The organism is Loigolactobacillus coryniformis subsp. coryniformis KCTC 3167 = DSM 20001 (assembly GCF_002706425.1).
Taxonomy (GTDB): Bacteria; Bacillota; Bacilli; order Lactobacillales; family Lactobacillaceae; genus Loigolactobacillus; species Loigolactobacillus coryniformis.
Genome location: NZ_CP017713.1, coordinates 2,560,011 through 2,576,845 on the forward strand (window position 1 = coordinate 2,560,011; position 16,835 = coordinate 2,576,845).

General features: G+C 43.5%; 13 protein-coding genes and 1 riboswitch. Of the genes, 1 reads left to right on the forward strand and 12 read right to left on the reverse strand.

What is annotated here, in order from left to right; all coding sequences use genetic code 11:
• Positions 1-4: 4 nt before the first annotated feature.
• From LC20001_RS12485 to LC20001_RS12535, 11 genes are all read right to left on the reverse strand, one after another.
• Positions 5-1,333: a nucleobase:cation symporter-2 family protein gene (locus LC20001_RS12485; RefSeq protein ID WP_010010831.1), complete on the reverse strand. Its 1,329-nt coding sequence runs from the start codon at positions 1,331-1,333 to the stop codon at positions 5-7.
• A complete protein-coding gene (locus LC20001_RS12490) occupies positions 1,323-1,919 on the reverse strand; it encodes a xanthine phosphoribosyltransferase (RefSeq protein WP_010010833.1) in 597 nt (198 codons plus the stop codon). The genes LC20001_RS12485 and LC20001_RS12490 overlap by 11 nt, the downstream gene beginning before the upstream one ends.
• Before the next feature lie 90 nt (positions 1,920-2,009).
• Positions 2,010-2,108, reverse strand: a riboswitch (purine riboswitch).
• A gap of 267 nt (positions 2,109-2,375) precedes the next feature.
• Complete coding sequence (locus tag LC20001_RS12495; protein ID WP_010010834.1) at positions 2,376-3,011, reverse strand: glycoside hydrolase family 73 protein; 636 nt, start codon at positions 3,009-3,011, stop codon at positions 2,376-2,378.
• Positions 3,012-3,116: 105 nt separating this feature from the next.
• Complete coding sequence (locus tag LC20001_RS12500; protein WP_010010835.1) at positions 3,117-4,079, reverse strand: aromatic acid exporter family protein; 963 nt, start codon at positions 4,077-4,079, stop codon at positions 3,117-3,119.
• A 125-nt stretch (positions 4,080-4,204) separates the two neighbouring features.
• The gene (locus LC20001_RS12505) at positions 4,205-5,398 is read right to left on the reverse strand and encodes a phosphoglycerate dehydrogenase (protein WP_010010836.1); all 1,194 of its coding nucleotides are present in this window, start codon (positions 5,396-5,398) and stop codon (positions 4,205-4,207) included.
• Positions 5,398-6,474 (reverse strand): 3-phosphoserine/phosphohydroxythreonine transaminase, encoded by a 1,077-nt coding sequence (serC, locus tag LC20001_RS12510; RefSeq protein WP_010010837.1) that lies wholly within the window; start codon positions 6,472-6,474, stop codon positions 5,398-5,400. Before serC ends, LC20001_RS12505 begins: the two co-directional genes overlap by 1 nt.
• A gap of 236 nt (positions 6,475-6,710) precedes the next feature.
• Positions 6,711-7,625, reverse strand: coding sequence for a prenyltransferase (locus LC20001_RS12515; protein WP_010010838.1), 915 nt, complete (start codon positions 7,623-7,625; stop codon positions 6,711-6,713).
• Positions 7,626-7,884: 259 nt separating this feature from the next.
• Entirely contained in the window at positions 7,885-9,615 is a 1,731-nt protein-coding gene (cydC, locus tag LC20001_RS12520) for a thiol reductant ABC exporter subunit CydC (protein WP_010010841.1), read from the reverse strand.
• Positions 9,612-11,342 (reverse strand): thiol reductant ABC exporter subunit CydD, encoded by a 1,731-nt coding sequence (gene cydD / locus LC20001_RS12525; RefSeq protein ID WP_010010842.1) that lies wholly within the window; start codon positions 11,340-11,342, stop codon positions 9,612-9,614. The genes cydC and cydD overlap by 4 nt, the downstream gene beginning before the upstream one ends.
• Positions 11,339-12,355, reverse strand: coding sequence for a cytochrome d ubiquinol oxidase subunit II (gene cydB, locus LC20001_RS12530; protein ID WP_010010843.1), 1,017 nt, complete (start codon positions 12,353-12,355; stop codon positions 11,339-11,341). Before cydB ends, cydD begins: the two co-directional genes overlap by 4 nt.
• The gene (locus LC20001_RS12535) at positions 12,348-13,787 is read right to left on the reverse strand and encodes a cytochrome ubiquinol oxidase subunit I (RefSeq protein WP_010010844.1); all 1,440 of its coding nucleotides are present in this window, start codon (positions 13,785-13,787) and stop codon (positions 12,348-12,350) included. The genes cydB and LC20001_RS12535 overlap by 8 nt, the downstream gene beginning before the upstream one ends.
• Positions 13,788-14,180: 393 nt before the next feature.
• Between LC20001_RS12535 and LC20001_RS12540 the strand changes: the two genes are divergently transcribed.
• Positions 14,181-16,496: a glycoside hydrolase family 31 protein gene (locus LC20001_RS12540; RefSeq protein ID WP_010010845.1), complete on the forward strand. Its 2,316-nt coding sequence runs from the start codon at positions 14,181-14,183 to the stop codon at positions 16,494-16,496.
• Positions 16,497-16,534: 38 nt separating this feature from the next.
• On the opposite strand, the gene LC20001_RS12545 is transcribed toward LC20001_RS12540, so the two are convergent.
• A complete protein-coding gene (locus tag LC20001_RS12545; protein ID WP_010010846.1) occupies positions 16,535-16,792 on the reverse strand; it encodes a GlsB/YeaQ/YmgE family stress response membrane protein in 258 nt (85 codons plus the stop codon).
• Between the last annotated feature and the right edge of the window lie 43 nt (positions 16,793-16,835).

A 16,835-nucleotide genomic window follows, 5' to 3' on the forward strand; every position in this document is an offset into this window, starting at 1 on the left:
CCGGTTATTCTTCCTCGTTCAAACCATCGTCTTCTTCTAATTCAGCTTCTGGTTGCCGTGGCCGTAAAATTAAATTCAGCAGAACGGCTGATAAACTAGCCATCACGATCCCATTGCCTAGCAATAGTTGTAAAGTCGTTGGTAGGGACTGAAAAATAGTTGGTTCAACACTGACCCCAAGTCCAAGTCCAATCGACAAGGCGGCGATCAAAACGTTTTTATCATTATGAAAATCAACATGCCGTAACATCCGAATTCCTTGGATCGCCACCATGCCAAACATCACAAGCATGGCGCCACCTAAAACAGGCGTTGGAATGATCGTTGCCACCGCACCAACTTTAGGCAATAAACCGAGCAAAATCAGAAAACCAGCAGAATAGAAAATCGGTTTCCGCGTTTTGATACCAGATAATTGCACTAAACCAACATTTTGCGAAAATGTCGTGTAGGGGAAAGTATTAAAAATACCGCCAAGCATTACGGCTAAAGCCTCAGCGCGGTAACCCTTTTTCAGATCGCTGCTTTCAATTTTACGGTTGGTAATATCACCTAACGCAAAGAAAACGCCGGTGGATTCTACCATTGAAACTAAGGAAACTAAAATCATCGTTAAGATCGACGACCACTCAAAATGTGGTGCGCCAAAATAAAATGGTTGGGGAAAATGTAGCCAGCTAGCTTCTGCTACCGGCTGCAAAGAGACCATGCCCATAAAGGCCGCCACAATCGTTCCGACCAATAAGCCGATCAAGACAGCGATTTGCCGAATGAAGCCAACGCCCCATACGTTAACCGCCAAAATCACTAGCACAGTCAAAAAACCAACGGCCAGGGAATCTGGTGAGCCAAAGTTTTTTGCTGAGGCATCACCACCACCTAAGTTGGTAAAGGCAACTGGAATCAACGTCAAACCAATGACAGTGATCAACGTCCCTGTAACCAACGGCGGAAATAACCGTTTGATTTTAGAAAATGCACCGGCGATCAGGAAAACAAAGGCCCCGGCAGCAATAATTGCCCCATACATTGTTCCAATTGTAAAACGCTCACCAATCATCTTCAATGGTTCAACCGCCTGTACTGCACAACCAAGTACAACGGGTAAACCGATACCGACGAAACGATTCGTCCAGATCTGCAGCAACGTTGCCAAGCCACACATGAAGATGTCAATGGAAACTAGATATGTCATTTGACTGGCCGAAAAATGCAGTGCTCCGCCAATTAATAGCGGTACTAAAACAGAACCGGAATACATTGCCAAGAGGTGTTGCAAGCCCAGCGCAGCCGCTTTTGGATGTGAAACGCTGACGACTTGCTTATTCTGCATGTTCTGACTCCTTATCACCAACAAAAACAACATGACCATTTTCAAAGGCAGCAATTTGTGCCAATGATTCTAGGCGAATATTCTTTTCCTTGATCAATTCGTGACCACGTTGGAAAGTTTTTTCGATTGCGATGCCGACCCCTTTGATCTCAGCGTGAGCTTGTTCACACACCTCGATCAGGCCAGCAACGGCTTGACCGTTAGCCAAGAAATCATCGATGATCAATACTTTATCGTCCGCGCCGAGAAACTTTTTGGAGATTGAAATTTCATTGCTGACTTTTTTCGTATAAGAATAGACCGTTGCCGTGTACAAATCATTGACCAACGTTAAACTTTTATGTTTGCGGGCAAAAATGACTGGTACATGTAACTGTAACCCAGTTAATAAAGCAGGCGCGATGCCAGAGGACTCCACCGTTAAGACTTTGGTGATCCCTTCACCACGGAATAACTGCGCAAATTCTTCACCCATTGCGAACATCAAGTCCGGATCCACCTGATGGTTCAGGAAGTTATCCACCTTCAACACATTACCATCTAATACTTGACCATCACGTCGAATTCGCTCCTCGAGCAACTTCATAAATATAACCTCCAAAATTAAAATATTATTGCGCTGAAGACACGCTGCCTACAAAAAAACTTCTTTTACACGGTTCGGCAAAAGAAGCGGTACGACCACTTTTTTGCTTATAGTCCCGAATTTACGGTTCAGGGTAGAAACTCGCCAACCAGATTATGGCATTATATAAGCAGAGTGATAGAAAAAGCAGTAATCTACTTTTTCAACCACGTTTAAACTCATTCAGTTGGCACAATGCCACTAAACATCAGTTAAATACACATGAAATTATTATAACTTTAGCACAGTTAATTCCGAATGACAATACAAGTTAGGAAGATTTCATTTGGTTTTAAGCCAGTACGCTAATTGTGGCTTAAATTGAAAAACCAGCGGTAAACTATCAATAATCAACTTAGATCAGCTGGATTGATCATGCCGAGTCATTAAGGCGTGAGTGACACAAAATACGAACGTTCACTGGTCATATTGGTTTAATTTATAGGTTTCGATCACATTGATCAGTTTTTGCGCGTACGTTGGATCAGTTGCGTAGCCATCTTGCTGTAGTGCAGCAGCAGCGGTTTTATAGTTAGTTGCCGCAACCACATGCTGATATTGCTGGGGATTCCACGTGGTTCCCTGTGCTAATAACTTGGCGTGTGCTTCTAAGGCTGCCGTGTCACTGCTATAAACTTGAAAACGCGCATGGATCTCGATCCACTTGCCGTTTTGGTATTCCTTGGTCGTTAAAATTTGCGATGTATTCGGGTCTGTCCCCTTAACGCCGAACAAATTATGGTAGCGCGTTGCCAGTTGACTAGTTCCCCAATTCGACTCTAGAATTGCCTGGGCAATCGTAACACTGGGCAAAACATGGTACGTTAACTGCAGTCGTTGTGCAACTGGCGCTAACTTAGTGATAAATGCGCGATGTTCACGCTGAATACTCTCTTGCGTCACCGCCGCACTATCATCAACGGCGACTCGCGGCTGCTCGCCCAAGAGCCGTACTAGTAATAACCCGACAAACGCAATGATGATCCCAGCTAAAATTAATTGCGGCAGACCTAGCTGTTTAAATAAATTACCTTTTTTACGTTTTTTGGCCACGCAAACACCTACCTTTTTTTGTGGCTGCTTTTTGCATCAACGGAAGTTTTCCTACTATATGACTTGTTTTGGTTCCATTGTACACAAATTTACCCGTACTGACTGTTATTTTTCATTTAAAATCACTTTATCGTAGAAATCACCAGCCAACGTGAGCACGGTCTCAAAGTCGAGTAAGAATAAGTATAGGTGTGCACGGCTTTCAAACTCAGCGCGATTAGTAGGTAGCGGCGCTTGATCGAATTTGTCTTGCAGCCGGGCCACACGACGCTGTAAATGTTGAACTTTCTGCGGTTGCGCCAAACTAGCCGCCGTTTCAGCCAGTAATTCACGAATCGCCGTACTTTCCTTTAAAGACAACGTGATCTGATCTAAGTTAGCTTGCATTTGGCGCAACATCTCATATTGATTGCGGCGCATCTCAAAATAGGAGCGATAAAAATCATTTTCAACCAACAATTGATTATCTTGCTGGCGGCTGGCCCACTCACGTCCTTTGCGGATCACGGTTAAAAGTGCACCTAAATGCTGCCACGTAGGTACTTTTTCGATGCCACTCAATTGTTGCGCCATTTGTAGTAAAATTTGCCGCAATTGATCTTCGACTTCTTGCTGGAAGCCTTTGATCTGGGCCATCAGTGACGGCATAAATAGGTTAAACAGCAAGGCGACACCCACCCCGATCAACATCAGCGCAAATTCATTGCCTAACCAATACCAGCTATAGCTTTTCTCAATCAAAAAATGGCTGACCAACACGGCACTGACCACAATGCCTTCTTGTAGGCGCAATTGCATTGCTAACGGAATAAATAACAATAAAAACAAGCCAAATGCCCACGGATTAAAACCTAGTAGCCAAAAACTAAAAATAGCCAGCATAAACGCTAAAATTGTGGCACCGATCCGTAAACCAGCAACATTAAATGAATAACGAGTCGTATTTTGTACACTTAAGATCGTAATAATGCCTGCAGTCGACCAATAATCAAGTCGTAATTCATACGCTAGCACCATTGCGATCACCGCCCCTAAGGCAGTTTTAACGGTTCGTAAACCGATTTTCATCTTATCTCACCCCACTGGCCAAATCATAACTGAAAAACGGGACGAAAGGCAACTGGTGCGCTTCCGTCCCGCTAAATTATAATTGATTAAACCTGTTCTACTAGATAATTTTTGTGCACGCGCAACTATTTTGGTTGTTCGATCACGCGAACACGAACTACGTTTTCGATTTGCGCCATTTTATTGGCAATTCGCTGTAGCCGCTTAGCTTCCAGAGCATCCAAATCAATCATCGTATAAGCATAGTCGCCGTTGCTACGGTTAACCATGTTGACAATATTCAAATCATAGTTAGCCAGCACCTCAGTCATACGGCCGACCATATTAGGCACATTCCGATGAATCAGCGTCAACCGTAGTGGTGCTTGAAAATCCATTACCGTATCCGGAAAAGTGACCGAATTCCGAATATTCCCAGTTTCCAAATAGTTCTTCATTGTTTGTACAACCATTTTAGCACTATTCGTTTCTGCAGCATCAGTCGAACCACCGATATGTGGGAAGCACAATACCTTCGGATGATGGATCAATTTTGGTGTCGCAAAGTCGGTAATATATTGCCGTAAATGACCGCGGTCTAAGGCAGCAATGATTGCTGCCTCATCCACCACATCGTCACGTGCAAAGTTCAGAAGCACACTACCAGGCTTCATTTGAGCAATTGCTTCTGCGTTCAACATTTCTGCCGTTTCGTCGGTCAGTGGTACGTGAATCGTAACATAATCGCTGTCGTGCAACACTTGACTCACGTTTTTGGCGTGATGAATATGATGTGATAAATTCCAAGCGGTATCGACTTGAATATAGGGATCGTAGCCAACAACATGCATTCCAAACGCAGTGGACGACGCGCTGTTGGCAACCAAACCACCGACATGACCTAAACCGATCACACCAAGCTGTTTGCCTAGCAATTCAGTCCCAACGTAAGCTTTTTTTCCTTTTTCAACTTGAACATCAATATCGTTGCCTTTCAAGCCATGTACCCAATCAGAAGCGGGTAACATCGGGCGCGCACCAATAGCCAAAGCAGCAAGAACTAACTCTTTGACCCCATTTGCATTAGCACCAGGCGCATTAAAAACAACTATCCCCTGCTGTACAGCCTTATCCAACGGAATATTATTGACACCAACACCGGCACGACCAATAGTTAAAAGTCGTTCCGGTAGCGCAGTTTGATGTAAATCCACACTGCGGATCAGTAAGCCAGCCGCATCAGTTGTTGGACTTTCGCCATAATCCACTTTGTAATTTTCTTGATCAAATAACGCCACCCCAGCTGGCGCTACCGTAGTCGAAGCTGTGATCTGAAACATTATTTACCCGCTCCTTTTTCAAATTTTTCCATAGAGTCAACTAGCGCTGCTACTGCATCGATCGGTAAAGCGTTATACAAACTTGCCCGCATCCCTCCGACTAAGCGATGACCTTTTAAGTTTTTAAAGCCAGCGGCATCAGCAGCGGCCACAAATTCAGCATCTAATTCAGGATCACCCGTCATAAATGGTACGTTAGTCAGTGAACGTGCAGCCACTGCGACCGGTGAACTGAATAATTTAGACTGCGCTAAATAGTCGTATAAAATACCAGCTTTAGCCCGATTGATTTTTTCAATGCCGGCAATACCACCACGATCCTGTAACCAATGGAAAACTAAACCAGCGGTGTAAATATCAAAAACAGGCGGTGTATTATAAGCTGATTCTTTTTGTGCCTGCAACGTATAATCCAACATCGTTGGTAAACCAGTCACTTGACCGAGTAGATCATCACGAACGATCACTACCGTCAAGCCAGCAGGAGCAATATTCTTTTGGGCACCAGCGTAAATAACGCCAAATTTTTCGAACGGATAATTCTGCGCTAAAATATTAGACGACATATCGGCGACCAATGGCGCAGCAACATCCGGCAGCTGCGTAAACGCAGTGCCTTCGATCGTATTATTCGTCGTGATGTGCACATAATCATAATCTTTAGTCAAAGTCGGCACAACAGGGATCGTGGTGTAACTGCTAGCCTTTGAGCTAGCCACGATATCGACTTGCATACCATTAATTTTTTCTGCTTCAATAACTGCTTTTTGTGACCAATGGCCAGTGTCAACGTATGCTGCACGGCGTTTCGTCGCAATATTTAATGGCAGCATATAGAACTGTAAACTAGCTCCACCTTGCAAAAATAGGATCCGGTAATTGTCTGGTAACCCCATTAATTGGCGCAAGGTCTGCTCAGCATCGTGATAAATGTCTTGAAACAAGGAGGAACGATGACTGATCTCAGTAACGCTCATTCCACTACCGTGATAGGACAAAAACTCGGCCTGAACTTGTTTCAATACCGGCTGTGGCAATACTGCTGGCCCAGCCGCAAAATTATACACTTGCTGCATGTTTATGGTTCCTCCTCTATCTTACTTCTAATGATTTTTTCTTAATAAAATCTACTGAGAAACTTCTGCTATTCGTAGTGACGGCTATTCAACTAGGAGAAAGACCGCCAAATTGAAGCAGAGAACAGTTTCTCATTTGATCTTAATAAAATAATGTAATTCTCATTGTAGCATGTTCAGTCATGAAAAAATAGGTCAATAAAAAAATTGACGCCAATTTTGACGTCAATTTTTTGTTACCATTGAATTAATAACCCTAGTCCAAAGAAAATAACTTGGGCCAACGTGATCAAAAATAAATTTTTAATTGCTAACGGGAAGGTTTCCTTTTTGATTTGCTTAGCCAAGAAGCCGCGGGTGTTACGCCAAACGATTGGCACTGTCAAAAAGGTCAGCAGGGTTAATTTTGGTAAATAACCTAACCAAACTGACGCTAATAAACAGACAAAACCGACAACATATAATATGACAAACATTTTAAGTGCTGCTGGTTTACCTAGATAGTAAACGATCGTAGTGCGGCCAAGTTCACGGTCTTCTTGTTCATCAGCAATATTATTCGCCAACAATAAATTGGCAATACTGCATACGGCTAGACCAGATGACAACAATACTGGCCAAACAAAAGCCCAATTAAACGTGATCACATCATACGTATTAATGTACACACTGATCAAAAAAATAACGAAGCCCATGGTAATTCCCGAAAAAAATTCACCAAACGGTGTACTGGAAATTGGCCGCGGTCCCCCAGCATAAAAATAACCCACCGCGTAACTGAATAAGCCTAACCAAAATAATGGCCAACCAGTCCGACTAACGATAAACAAACCTAAAGCTGCTGAAACAGCGATCAGCCAGAAAATCAACCAGCCAATATGACTAGGATTTAATTTGTGCACACCGATAATATTGGTTTTCTCACGAAAAGCCAGCGCCTGATTATGTGTTGCGCGATGGTAATCCTGATAATTATCATTAGCATCCACCGCCATGTTAAACATCAACATCGCCACGAAAAATAAAAGTAAATAAACTGGATGTAACTGATGATAATGATACCAAGCAAAAAAAGTACCTAATAAAAATGGAAAAACACTAGCCGTTTTGGCTTTGATCTCCACTAATTCTAAAAAGACTGACAAAGACACACCATTGCACCTACCCTTATAAAAGCGCACTAAAAGTATTTCAATCTAGCGTGTGTTGGGAAAAGCGTTCAGGTTATACGCAATTAATCTGCTTTTACAACCACACTTAGGCTAAATTAGTGATATTTTCCAAACACGGTCCAACCCAACTCTATAGGTAGAGGAGATTAGACTAGTAAAGTCACCGCTTTTAGTGCGTTTATACTCTCTAAATCACTTCTATGTTACCACAGCTAGGCCAACGCTGAAACTAGCTATACTACTCTGTACCTTGATCTAATTGATAAAGGTTGCGGAAGCGTTGATTATTTTGATACAGCTCATGCGGCGTTCCTTGCATCGCAATCTGCCCGTGCTCCAAGAAAATAACGCGATCAGCGTGCTCGATACCTTGCAAATGATGAGTCACCCAGATCACCGTTTTATCTGCTAATACTTTAAAAATCGTGTTCAGTAGCGCTTTTTCGGTGATTGGATCTAGTCCCACTGTAGGTTCGTCCAGTAAAATAATGGGTGCATCTTGAATCAATACCCGTGCTAGGGCCAAGCGTTGCTGCTCGCCACCAGAAAAACGTGCACCAGCCTCTTCCACAACAGTATCAGCACCTGCTGGTAGTCGTTGCATCAGCGGTCCTAACTCTACTGCTTGCAACGCCGCCATAATCGCCTCATCACTAGCTTGTAAATTACCTAAACGAATATTATTCAGCACCGTTGTGTTAAATAAAAATGGTTTCTGATCTAACATCCCAATCAATTGCGCTCGTTGCGTTTGTAGTGCCGCTACAGGTACTTGGTTCAACGTCACTTGTCCAACTTGCGGGGTTAATTCACCAAGCAATAAATTCAATAATGTGGTTTTCCCGGTACCACTAGGACCAAGAATGGCAATTTTTTCACCAGCTGCAATCTGCAAATTAAATTGCTGTAAAATCGGCGTTTGTGCCATTGTATATTTAAAATCGATTTGCTGAAAAGCAATTGTTTTGATGGGTGCAGTCAAGGTTTGTTGCTGCGGTAACTCACGCACAGTTGGCTGCAAATGATTCAATCGCGCTACTGACGACATATACAGTGGCCATTCTTCGACCCCCTGACTCACTGGTGCGAACGCATCTACTAATGGAAATAAACACAGCACGAAGGCCGCGATCCAGTTGGCGAGGCTTTGATTAGCAGTAAATTGCTGATTCGTCCATACCATCAGTACTACGATCACTACGCCAAAAATTAATTGGATCAGAAAATCGCGCCGCCATTCAAATCGGCGCGTCTGCAGTGTATTTTGCCGTGCGGCTTTCAAAGTTGGGTGCGGGCGTTTTAGAAAATCATTTTGGCGTCCAGAAATCACCCAATCTGATAAGCCAAGCACATCGTCGGTCATGTCAGTGTAAAGTTCATGTTGCAGCTGCTTGTGGCGTTCAACCCGCGCACCCAAAACCGCAACAGAAACTAGCGGCAGCAGAAAAATAATCACTGCCAGTAGCAGTGCGATCGCCAAGGCAAAGAACCAATTAAAAAAACCTAGCGCGATCACGATCAGGACATATAACAGCCAACTGATCAACGTTGGAAAAATTGTCCGTAAATAAAGATTTTGTAAATGACCGAGATCATCGGCTAAGATACCTAAAATATCACCAGTTTTAAAATGTTGCTGAAAAAAGGCAGCGTCCTTAGCTAACGTCTGATACAGTCGCTTACGCAGATCTGAAGTAACCTTAAATACCCAATTATGGCTAGTCAAACGTTCAAGATAGCGAAAAGCTGGTCGGCCAATACCAAACGCACGTACCAAAACAACGGGAACATAGATCAGTAAAATATTTTCTGGCTTCGTCGCTGCTTTACTGATCAAATATCCTGAAGTAAACATTAACGCCCCGCCGCAAATAAATGTTGCTAAACCAAGCACTAAAATCAGCGTCAGCAGGCCCTTATATTTAGTCATGTAGGGTTTTACCCAAGTATCATGCTTCAATTGTTTCATAGTGCTTCACCTCGCATCTGCGCCATTAAACTGACATAGGCGCCATTTTGGGCTTGTAATTGTGTTGGCGTTCCTTGTTCAACTAAACGACCTTGCTGGATCACAAAAACGTAGTCCATTTGTTGCATCCAATGTAAGCGATGTGTGGCAAAAAAGACTAAATGATCAGCAAATAATGGCATCATCGTTTCTTTCAGTGCCGCCTCGGTTTCAATGTCCAAATGTGCAGTCGGTTCATCCAACAATAAAATTCGCCGCTGTGGGTCAAGAAAGGCGCGGGCTAAAGCAATCCGTTGCCCTTGACCACCACTGACACCACGCGCACCTTCACCGATCACCGTCGCCAAGCCTGCGGGCAGTGTGGTCAGCCAATCGCTTAAGCCAGCTCGAGCCGCTGCCTGTTCGATTGCTGCTGTTGACGCTGTTGGTTGATAAAAAGCAATGTTTTCACCAATCGTAGCGTGAAAGAGATACGGCTTCTGTGGTAAATAAACAAAGTTTTGTTGCCACTGTTCTTGGCTTAAATGTGGTACTACTTGGCCATTAATTTTGATCTCACCCTTTTCTGGCTGCAAAAAGCCTCCTAGTGTATTGATCAAAGTTGATTTACCGGAACCAGATTCGCCGATCACACCAATTTTATGATAGCCGTGCACACTAAAGGAAACCGCAGCTAAATCTGCTTCGTTGCTCCCTGGATAACTGACATCAACCTTGTTGAAAGCCAAAGTACTATCAGCCGTCCAAGCTGGTGCAGCCGTTAATAATTGCCGTTGTTGCGGCTGGGGTAATTCCAAGATCGCAAAAACGGCCTGCATTGCATTTTTACCGTCTAAAGTGGCGTGGTAATCGCTGGAAAAATCACGTAAAGGCAGAAAGAACTCTGGTGCCAAAATCAGGGTCGCTAATGCTGGAAACAGTGGAATTTGCCCATTCAACAGTGCTAAGCCAAGGAAAACCGCTACGATTGCAATCGATAATGTAGTGAAAAAATCTAATGCAAACGTTGAAAGTACTGCGATTCGCAACACATTCATTGTCCTTTTTCGATACGATTCGCTGACTTGATAAACATTATCGGCATATTGCTCACTAATACCTAACAGTTTTAACGTTGCCAACCCGCGCAAAGCATCCACAAAATGGTTAGCTAACTGTTGATAACCCGCATATTGTTTATCGGCTTTATCACGAGCGGCAAATCCAAGAATGATCATAAATAAAATCACGATCGGCACGACAACTAATAAAATCCAACCAGAACGCGCATCTAGGGTAAAAATATAAATTAATAAGATCCATGGAATCAGCATCATGTTCAGCATTTTATTCAAAATCAAAGTCATGTAATTTTCGACTTGATCAATGCCTTCTAACGCCATGGTCACCATATTCCCAGTACCTTGTTTTGCCACTAAACTTGGTCCTAAATGAAATAGTTTAGTTAACAAACGCTGTTGCAGATCAGCACTAGCCTGACTAGCATAACGATCAAGTACATGGCTTTTAAGCCAATTCAATAAATGGCGCCCCAGTAACGCCAGAAAAAAGAAAAGCATCGGCTGATAAAGCCAAACCAATGCTTTTAATCGCCATGAATTGACGATTGCCTGGGCCAAAAACTTACCTTGGAACAATATCATAAATGCTTGCAGAACAGTTAGTCCCGCAAGCATTAATAAGACTTTTTTAGTTCCAGATAAGCGTAATAAACGCTTATCGATCATTTATCACTCACCACTTTTTTTGTACGAACACGTTGATTAAATACAAAATAACTCCAAATCGTATAGGCTAGGACGATCGGCACTAAAATTGCTGCAACGATCGTCATCACGCCTAAAGTATATTCCGTTGATGCCGCATTTTCGATCAAAATACTGTGTAATGGATTATTGCCGACCATGACTCGGGGAAATAAACCATTAAATAACAATGCGACCACACCGATCAAAGTCGCTCCGCTAGCGATAAACGACAGTACTTCTTTATCTCGGTACGCTCCAAAGGTTGCAATTACGCTCAGTAGCACGATCAACACTAAAAGAATCCAGCTAGACACTGGCCGTGCGGTGAAGAAATCAGTCTGCCACATCAACAAACCAGCAAAAACAACTAAACCGACAAACAGAACTGGATACAATACTTTAGTAACTGTTTGAGCACGCTGACGTAAGTCGCCGGTTAGTTTTAAGCGAATAAAATTTAACCCGTGTAAGAGGCAAAGTAACGTCACCGCCACGCCACCAACGATCGAGAACAAATTAACATAATCACCAAAGCCGCCACGAATATTTCCTGCAGCATCCAGTGGCATCCCTTTGACTAAATCGGTGAACATCATCCCTAATAAGAATGGTGCGCATAAACTACCGATCGTCAGCGTCCAACCCCACAGCTTTTTACCAACAGCTGAAAGGGCATGGGCACGAAACTCAAAAGAAACACCCCGCAAGATCAATGCAAATAACGTTAAGAACAAGATAATGTAAAATCCGGAAAATAGGCTGGCATACCAATAAGGAAATGAGGCAAACATCGCCCCACCAGCGGTAATCAACCACACTTCATTACCATCCCAATGTGGGCCGATGGCTTGCATCAGTTCACCACGTTCACGTTCATTACGCGCGATCACCCGTAGTGACATACCTACACCGTAATCGAATCCTTCTAAGAAAAAGAACACGGAAAACAATAACCCGATCAAGAAGAACCACAATAACTGTAAGCTACTCATGACTGAAGGCCCCCTTTGTCATTGGATCGACATTCGTATCATAACCAGCGCCATCGTCTAACGCATCTGGCCCGGCGACCAATGTCCGGTGAGAGAAGTAGATCATTGTTCCACCGAGCAGCGTGAAGATCAGGAAGTACATCGTATTGGAGAACCAAAGATCTCCTGCCGTCACACTTGGTGATACCGCATCAGCGATCGTGTACAAACCATAAACGATCCACGGGAACCGTCCTAGTTCAGTGATCAACCACCCACAAGTATTAGCAATAAATGGCAACCAAAGACTAATGCCGAGCACGTACAACAGCCAACGTTTATTTTGTAAAGTATTCCGCTTAGCTCGACTAAACCATAAGCCTAAAACTGCAATCAGGATGAAGAACATCCCGCTACCAGCCATGATTCGGAAACTCCAGAATAAAGTTTTCGGTGGAACATAGTAGCTAATATCTGAACCAAATTTACCATCATACTTAGCGTGTAGTTCTTTATTGATGGTGTCCATCCCTTTAACCGACCCGGATGCCTTATGATATGTCAATAAACTCAACATCTTCGGCACCTCAATACTCCAAGTAACTTTTTTATTCTTGGTGTCAAAGCCTTGGACCACCGACCATGATGCCGGGTCACCAGTGTCCTTATAAATCCCTTCTGTTGCGGCAAATTTCATTGGTTGATCCTTGACCACTTGCTGAGTCTGCAGATCACCAACAGCAACCGTTAAAATGGCTGCTACTAAACCGACCCATAGCCCGACACGCAATGATTTGCGATAGAAGTCTTTATTTTCTTTTTTAAGCAGACGCCAAGCCGCCATGCCAGCCAAAGCAAATGCCGCCGTAGTAAATGCACCGAAAATAACGTGGGGAAATTCGACCCACAACTGTGGATTCTTTAATAAGCCAGTAAAACTAGCCATTTCCGCCCGGCCATTAGCGATCCGGTAAGCCACAGGATTTTGCATAAAACTATTCGCCGTTAAAATCCATAATGCCGAGATGCTAGAACCTAACATAACTAGCCAGATGAACAACGCATGAATTGCTGGCTTGAACCGATCCCAAGTAAACATCCACATACCGATAAAAACTGATTCCATAAAAAAGGCCAATAACGCTTCGATTGCCAGTGGCGCACCAAAAATATCACCCATGAACCGCGAGTAATCTGACCAATTCATCCCAAATTGAAATTCTTGAATGATACCAGTAACGACCCCGACCGCAAAACTTAGCAGAAAAATCTTACCCCAAAATTTCGCCATCTTTTTGTAATCTTCGTCGCGCTTGAACACATAAATTGTTTCCATAATAGCAGTAAGTAACGCCATTCCAATTGAAAAAGGAACGAAGAAGAAATGAAAGATCGTTGTCATTGCAAATTGGAACCGCGCCAACGACAGTAGACTGACCCCGAGTACAAACATTGTCCTAACCACCTTTCTGTAAAATGCCCATTGAGCGTAAGTTGTATCCACTTACATTATAAGCTACATCGCATTTGGCTTCAAATCAATATTGCACTAGAATTTTTTCAAAATTTGCCACTTAGATAGATGAATTTAACAGATCATTCTAAACAGATATTTAGTTCACTATCTTTAAACTACAAAAAAAAACATCTTCCATTTAAAAATATGTAATTAAGCCTTTTAAGCGTTATCGTTTGGTCACGCTGCTTCCTTAACGTAGCCACTTAAATTTAGCGATAAAATAACTGTGCATCTATTCCACGCACATTTCTTGCATGTCTCGCGTCAGCGCTTTATGGTGGGATTAAGTAGGATAACCTAAACTCGCCTGACTGGAGGGATTTTATCGTGACTGATCAGCAATTAGGCCAGCCAGAAAACATTATCACTGGGCAGTACTATCGCTTTACCGTTTTGACATCACGCATGGTGCGCTTGGAATATAGTGTCAATGAACATTTTGAGGATCACTTAACTCAGATCGTACAAAATCGCAATCTTGGTGAACCTGAATTTGAAGTTTTCCGTCATCGCAATCAACACGAACTAGAAATCGTCACTGACTATTTCCACCTCTACTATGAAGGTGGCCCACTAACGCCAGATTCACTTTATATCGATACTAAATATGGTTACTCTTCCTATAATAATCGTTGGAATTTTGGTCAACCTGTTGAAACCCTTAAAGGGACTGTACGGACATTAGATAAAGCCGATGGTGCGGTACCATTAGAAGAAGGCTTAATGAGTCGAAATGGTTATTCAGTAATCAACGACAGTCACTCCTTTATCATTGAAAACGACCTGCTCCGGCCGCGAACCGCCGCGGGTGACGATTGGTACTACCTCGCATACGGCCATGATTTTTTCTCCTGTCTGCAAGACTATTACCGTCTAACTGGCTTTCCGCCATTATTGCCCCGCTATGCCTTAGGTAACTGGTGGAGTCGCTACCACGCCTATACTCAGGCCGAATATCAAGAATTATTCGAGAACTTCAATCGTGCTGGCGTACCATTTTCAATTGCCGTCTTGGATATTGACTGGCATTTAACCCGCGTTCCGCACCGCTTTGGTAGCGGCTGGACTGGTTACACGTGGAATCGGAAACTTTTCCCTCAACCGGAAAAACTACTGACCTGGTTGCACGAACATGGTAAAAAAGTCACGCTCAACCTGCATCCCGCTGATGGGATTCGTGCATTTGAAGAATGGTACCCCACCGTGGCTAAACGGCTGCAGCTAGATACCGCAGCCGAAGAACCAGCACTATTTAATTTACGCGATGAAACCTTCCGTAAAAGTTACTTTGAAGATGTCCACCATCCGCTAGAAAAAATGGGCGTTGATTTTTGGTGGATCGACTGGCAGCAAGGTACCAATTTTACCGAACAACAAGTCGATCCACTGTGGCTACTAAACCATTATCACTTTAAAGATAGTCGCGAACGTCATGGTGAAGGCCTCATTCTTTCACGTTACGCTGGTCTAGGTAGTCATCGTTATCCGGTTGGCTTTTCCGGTGATACCATCGTAACGTGGAACTCGCTGGCCTTTCAGCCACATTTTACCGCTACGGCAACTAACATCGGCTATACTTGGTGGAGTCACGATATCGGCGGCCATATGCACGGTATTCGTGACGATGAATTGGCGCTACGTTGGCTGCAATTCGGTGTCTTCAGTCCGATCATGCGCCTACATTCCAGCGGCAACTTATTCGGCGGTAAAGAACCGCAGAACTATAATCAAGAAATTGCCGAGATCATGCGGCGTTTCCTACGTTTACGCCATGAACTGATCCCGTACCTGGACTCAGCTAACTTTGCGACCCACACATTCGGTATTCCGTTAGTCCGACCAATGTATTATCACCATGATGAACCGACCGCCTATGAATTACGTAATCAAGCAATGTTCGGCTCAGAACTATTGGTGGCACCGATCGTGAAACCCAAAATTGAACGTCTCGATCAATCAAAAGTCACGATGTGGTTTCCTGAAGGACAGTGGTTCGACTTTTTCACCGGACTACGCTATGAGGGTAATGTGACGCTCAATGTGTTCCGTGATAATCACCGTTACCCAGTATTCGTTCGTGCCGGTGGTATTGTTCCCATGAATCCACATCCACTCGATGACGTGATGCGGTTGCCGCAAACATTAGCTGTAAAAATTTATCCTGGTGCGGACAACAAATATCGGATGTACGAGCACCAAGATGAGCATACTGCGGTTACTACTTTCGTCTGGAGTTGGCAGCACCGGCGTTTCACGATCAAAGTCGATGACCCCGGTAATATTTTGCCAAGTAAACGAGTTTTCCAATTAAACTTCATCGGTGTCACTCCGTTTAAAACCCACGTTGATGCCGCTGCCAAAAAATGCGTCACTACTCACAGTAATCGTATTATTTTCGTACAAAATAATTGCGCTGAATTTGGTGCTACTTTTAGCCAAATGGAATTAGTCGCACAACGCGATCAAATCGTCGAACGACTGTTTGATAAATTACGGCGCGCACAGATTGATTTTGATACCAAAGAATTAATTTGGGAAAAATTTCTCGCCGCTGAAACTAAAATTCAGTTCATCAGTTTCCTGAATACACTGACTGATCAAGAATTAGCAACACTACTCTACGAGATCGTTTATCTACTATAAAAAACAGGTTGGCACCCAGAAAATGGGTCCAACCTGTTTTATTTTTGGTGCTTGATTTTAGTCAACGCCCACGAAATGATCAGGACAAAAATAATGGCACCAGCAATGGCTGGTAATAGTGCTAAATCTGCGATCTGCGGACCCCAATCGCCAAATAATGTTTCACCGAGCCAAGCACCGATCAGTCCCGCAATAATATTGCCGAGCCAGCCTAACGGTAGATCGCGGCTAGTAATCGCACCTGCTAACGCACCGATCACTGCGCCAACGATCAATAGCCAAATTAAATGAAACACAGACACACCTCCTCAATTAGTCTTGCCGTTACCGCGATGATCA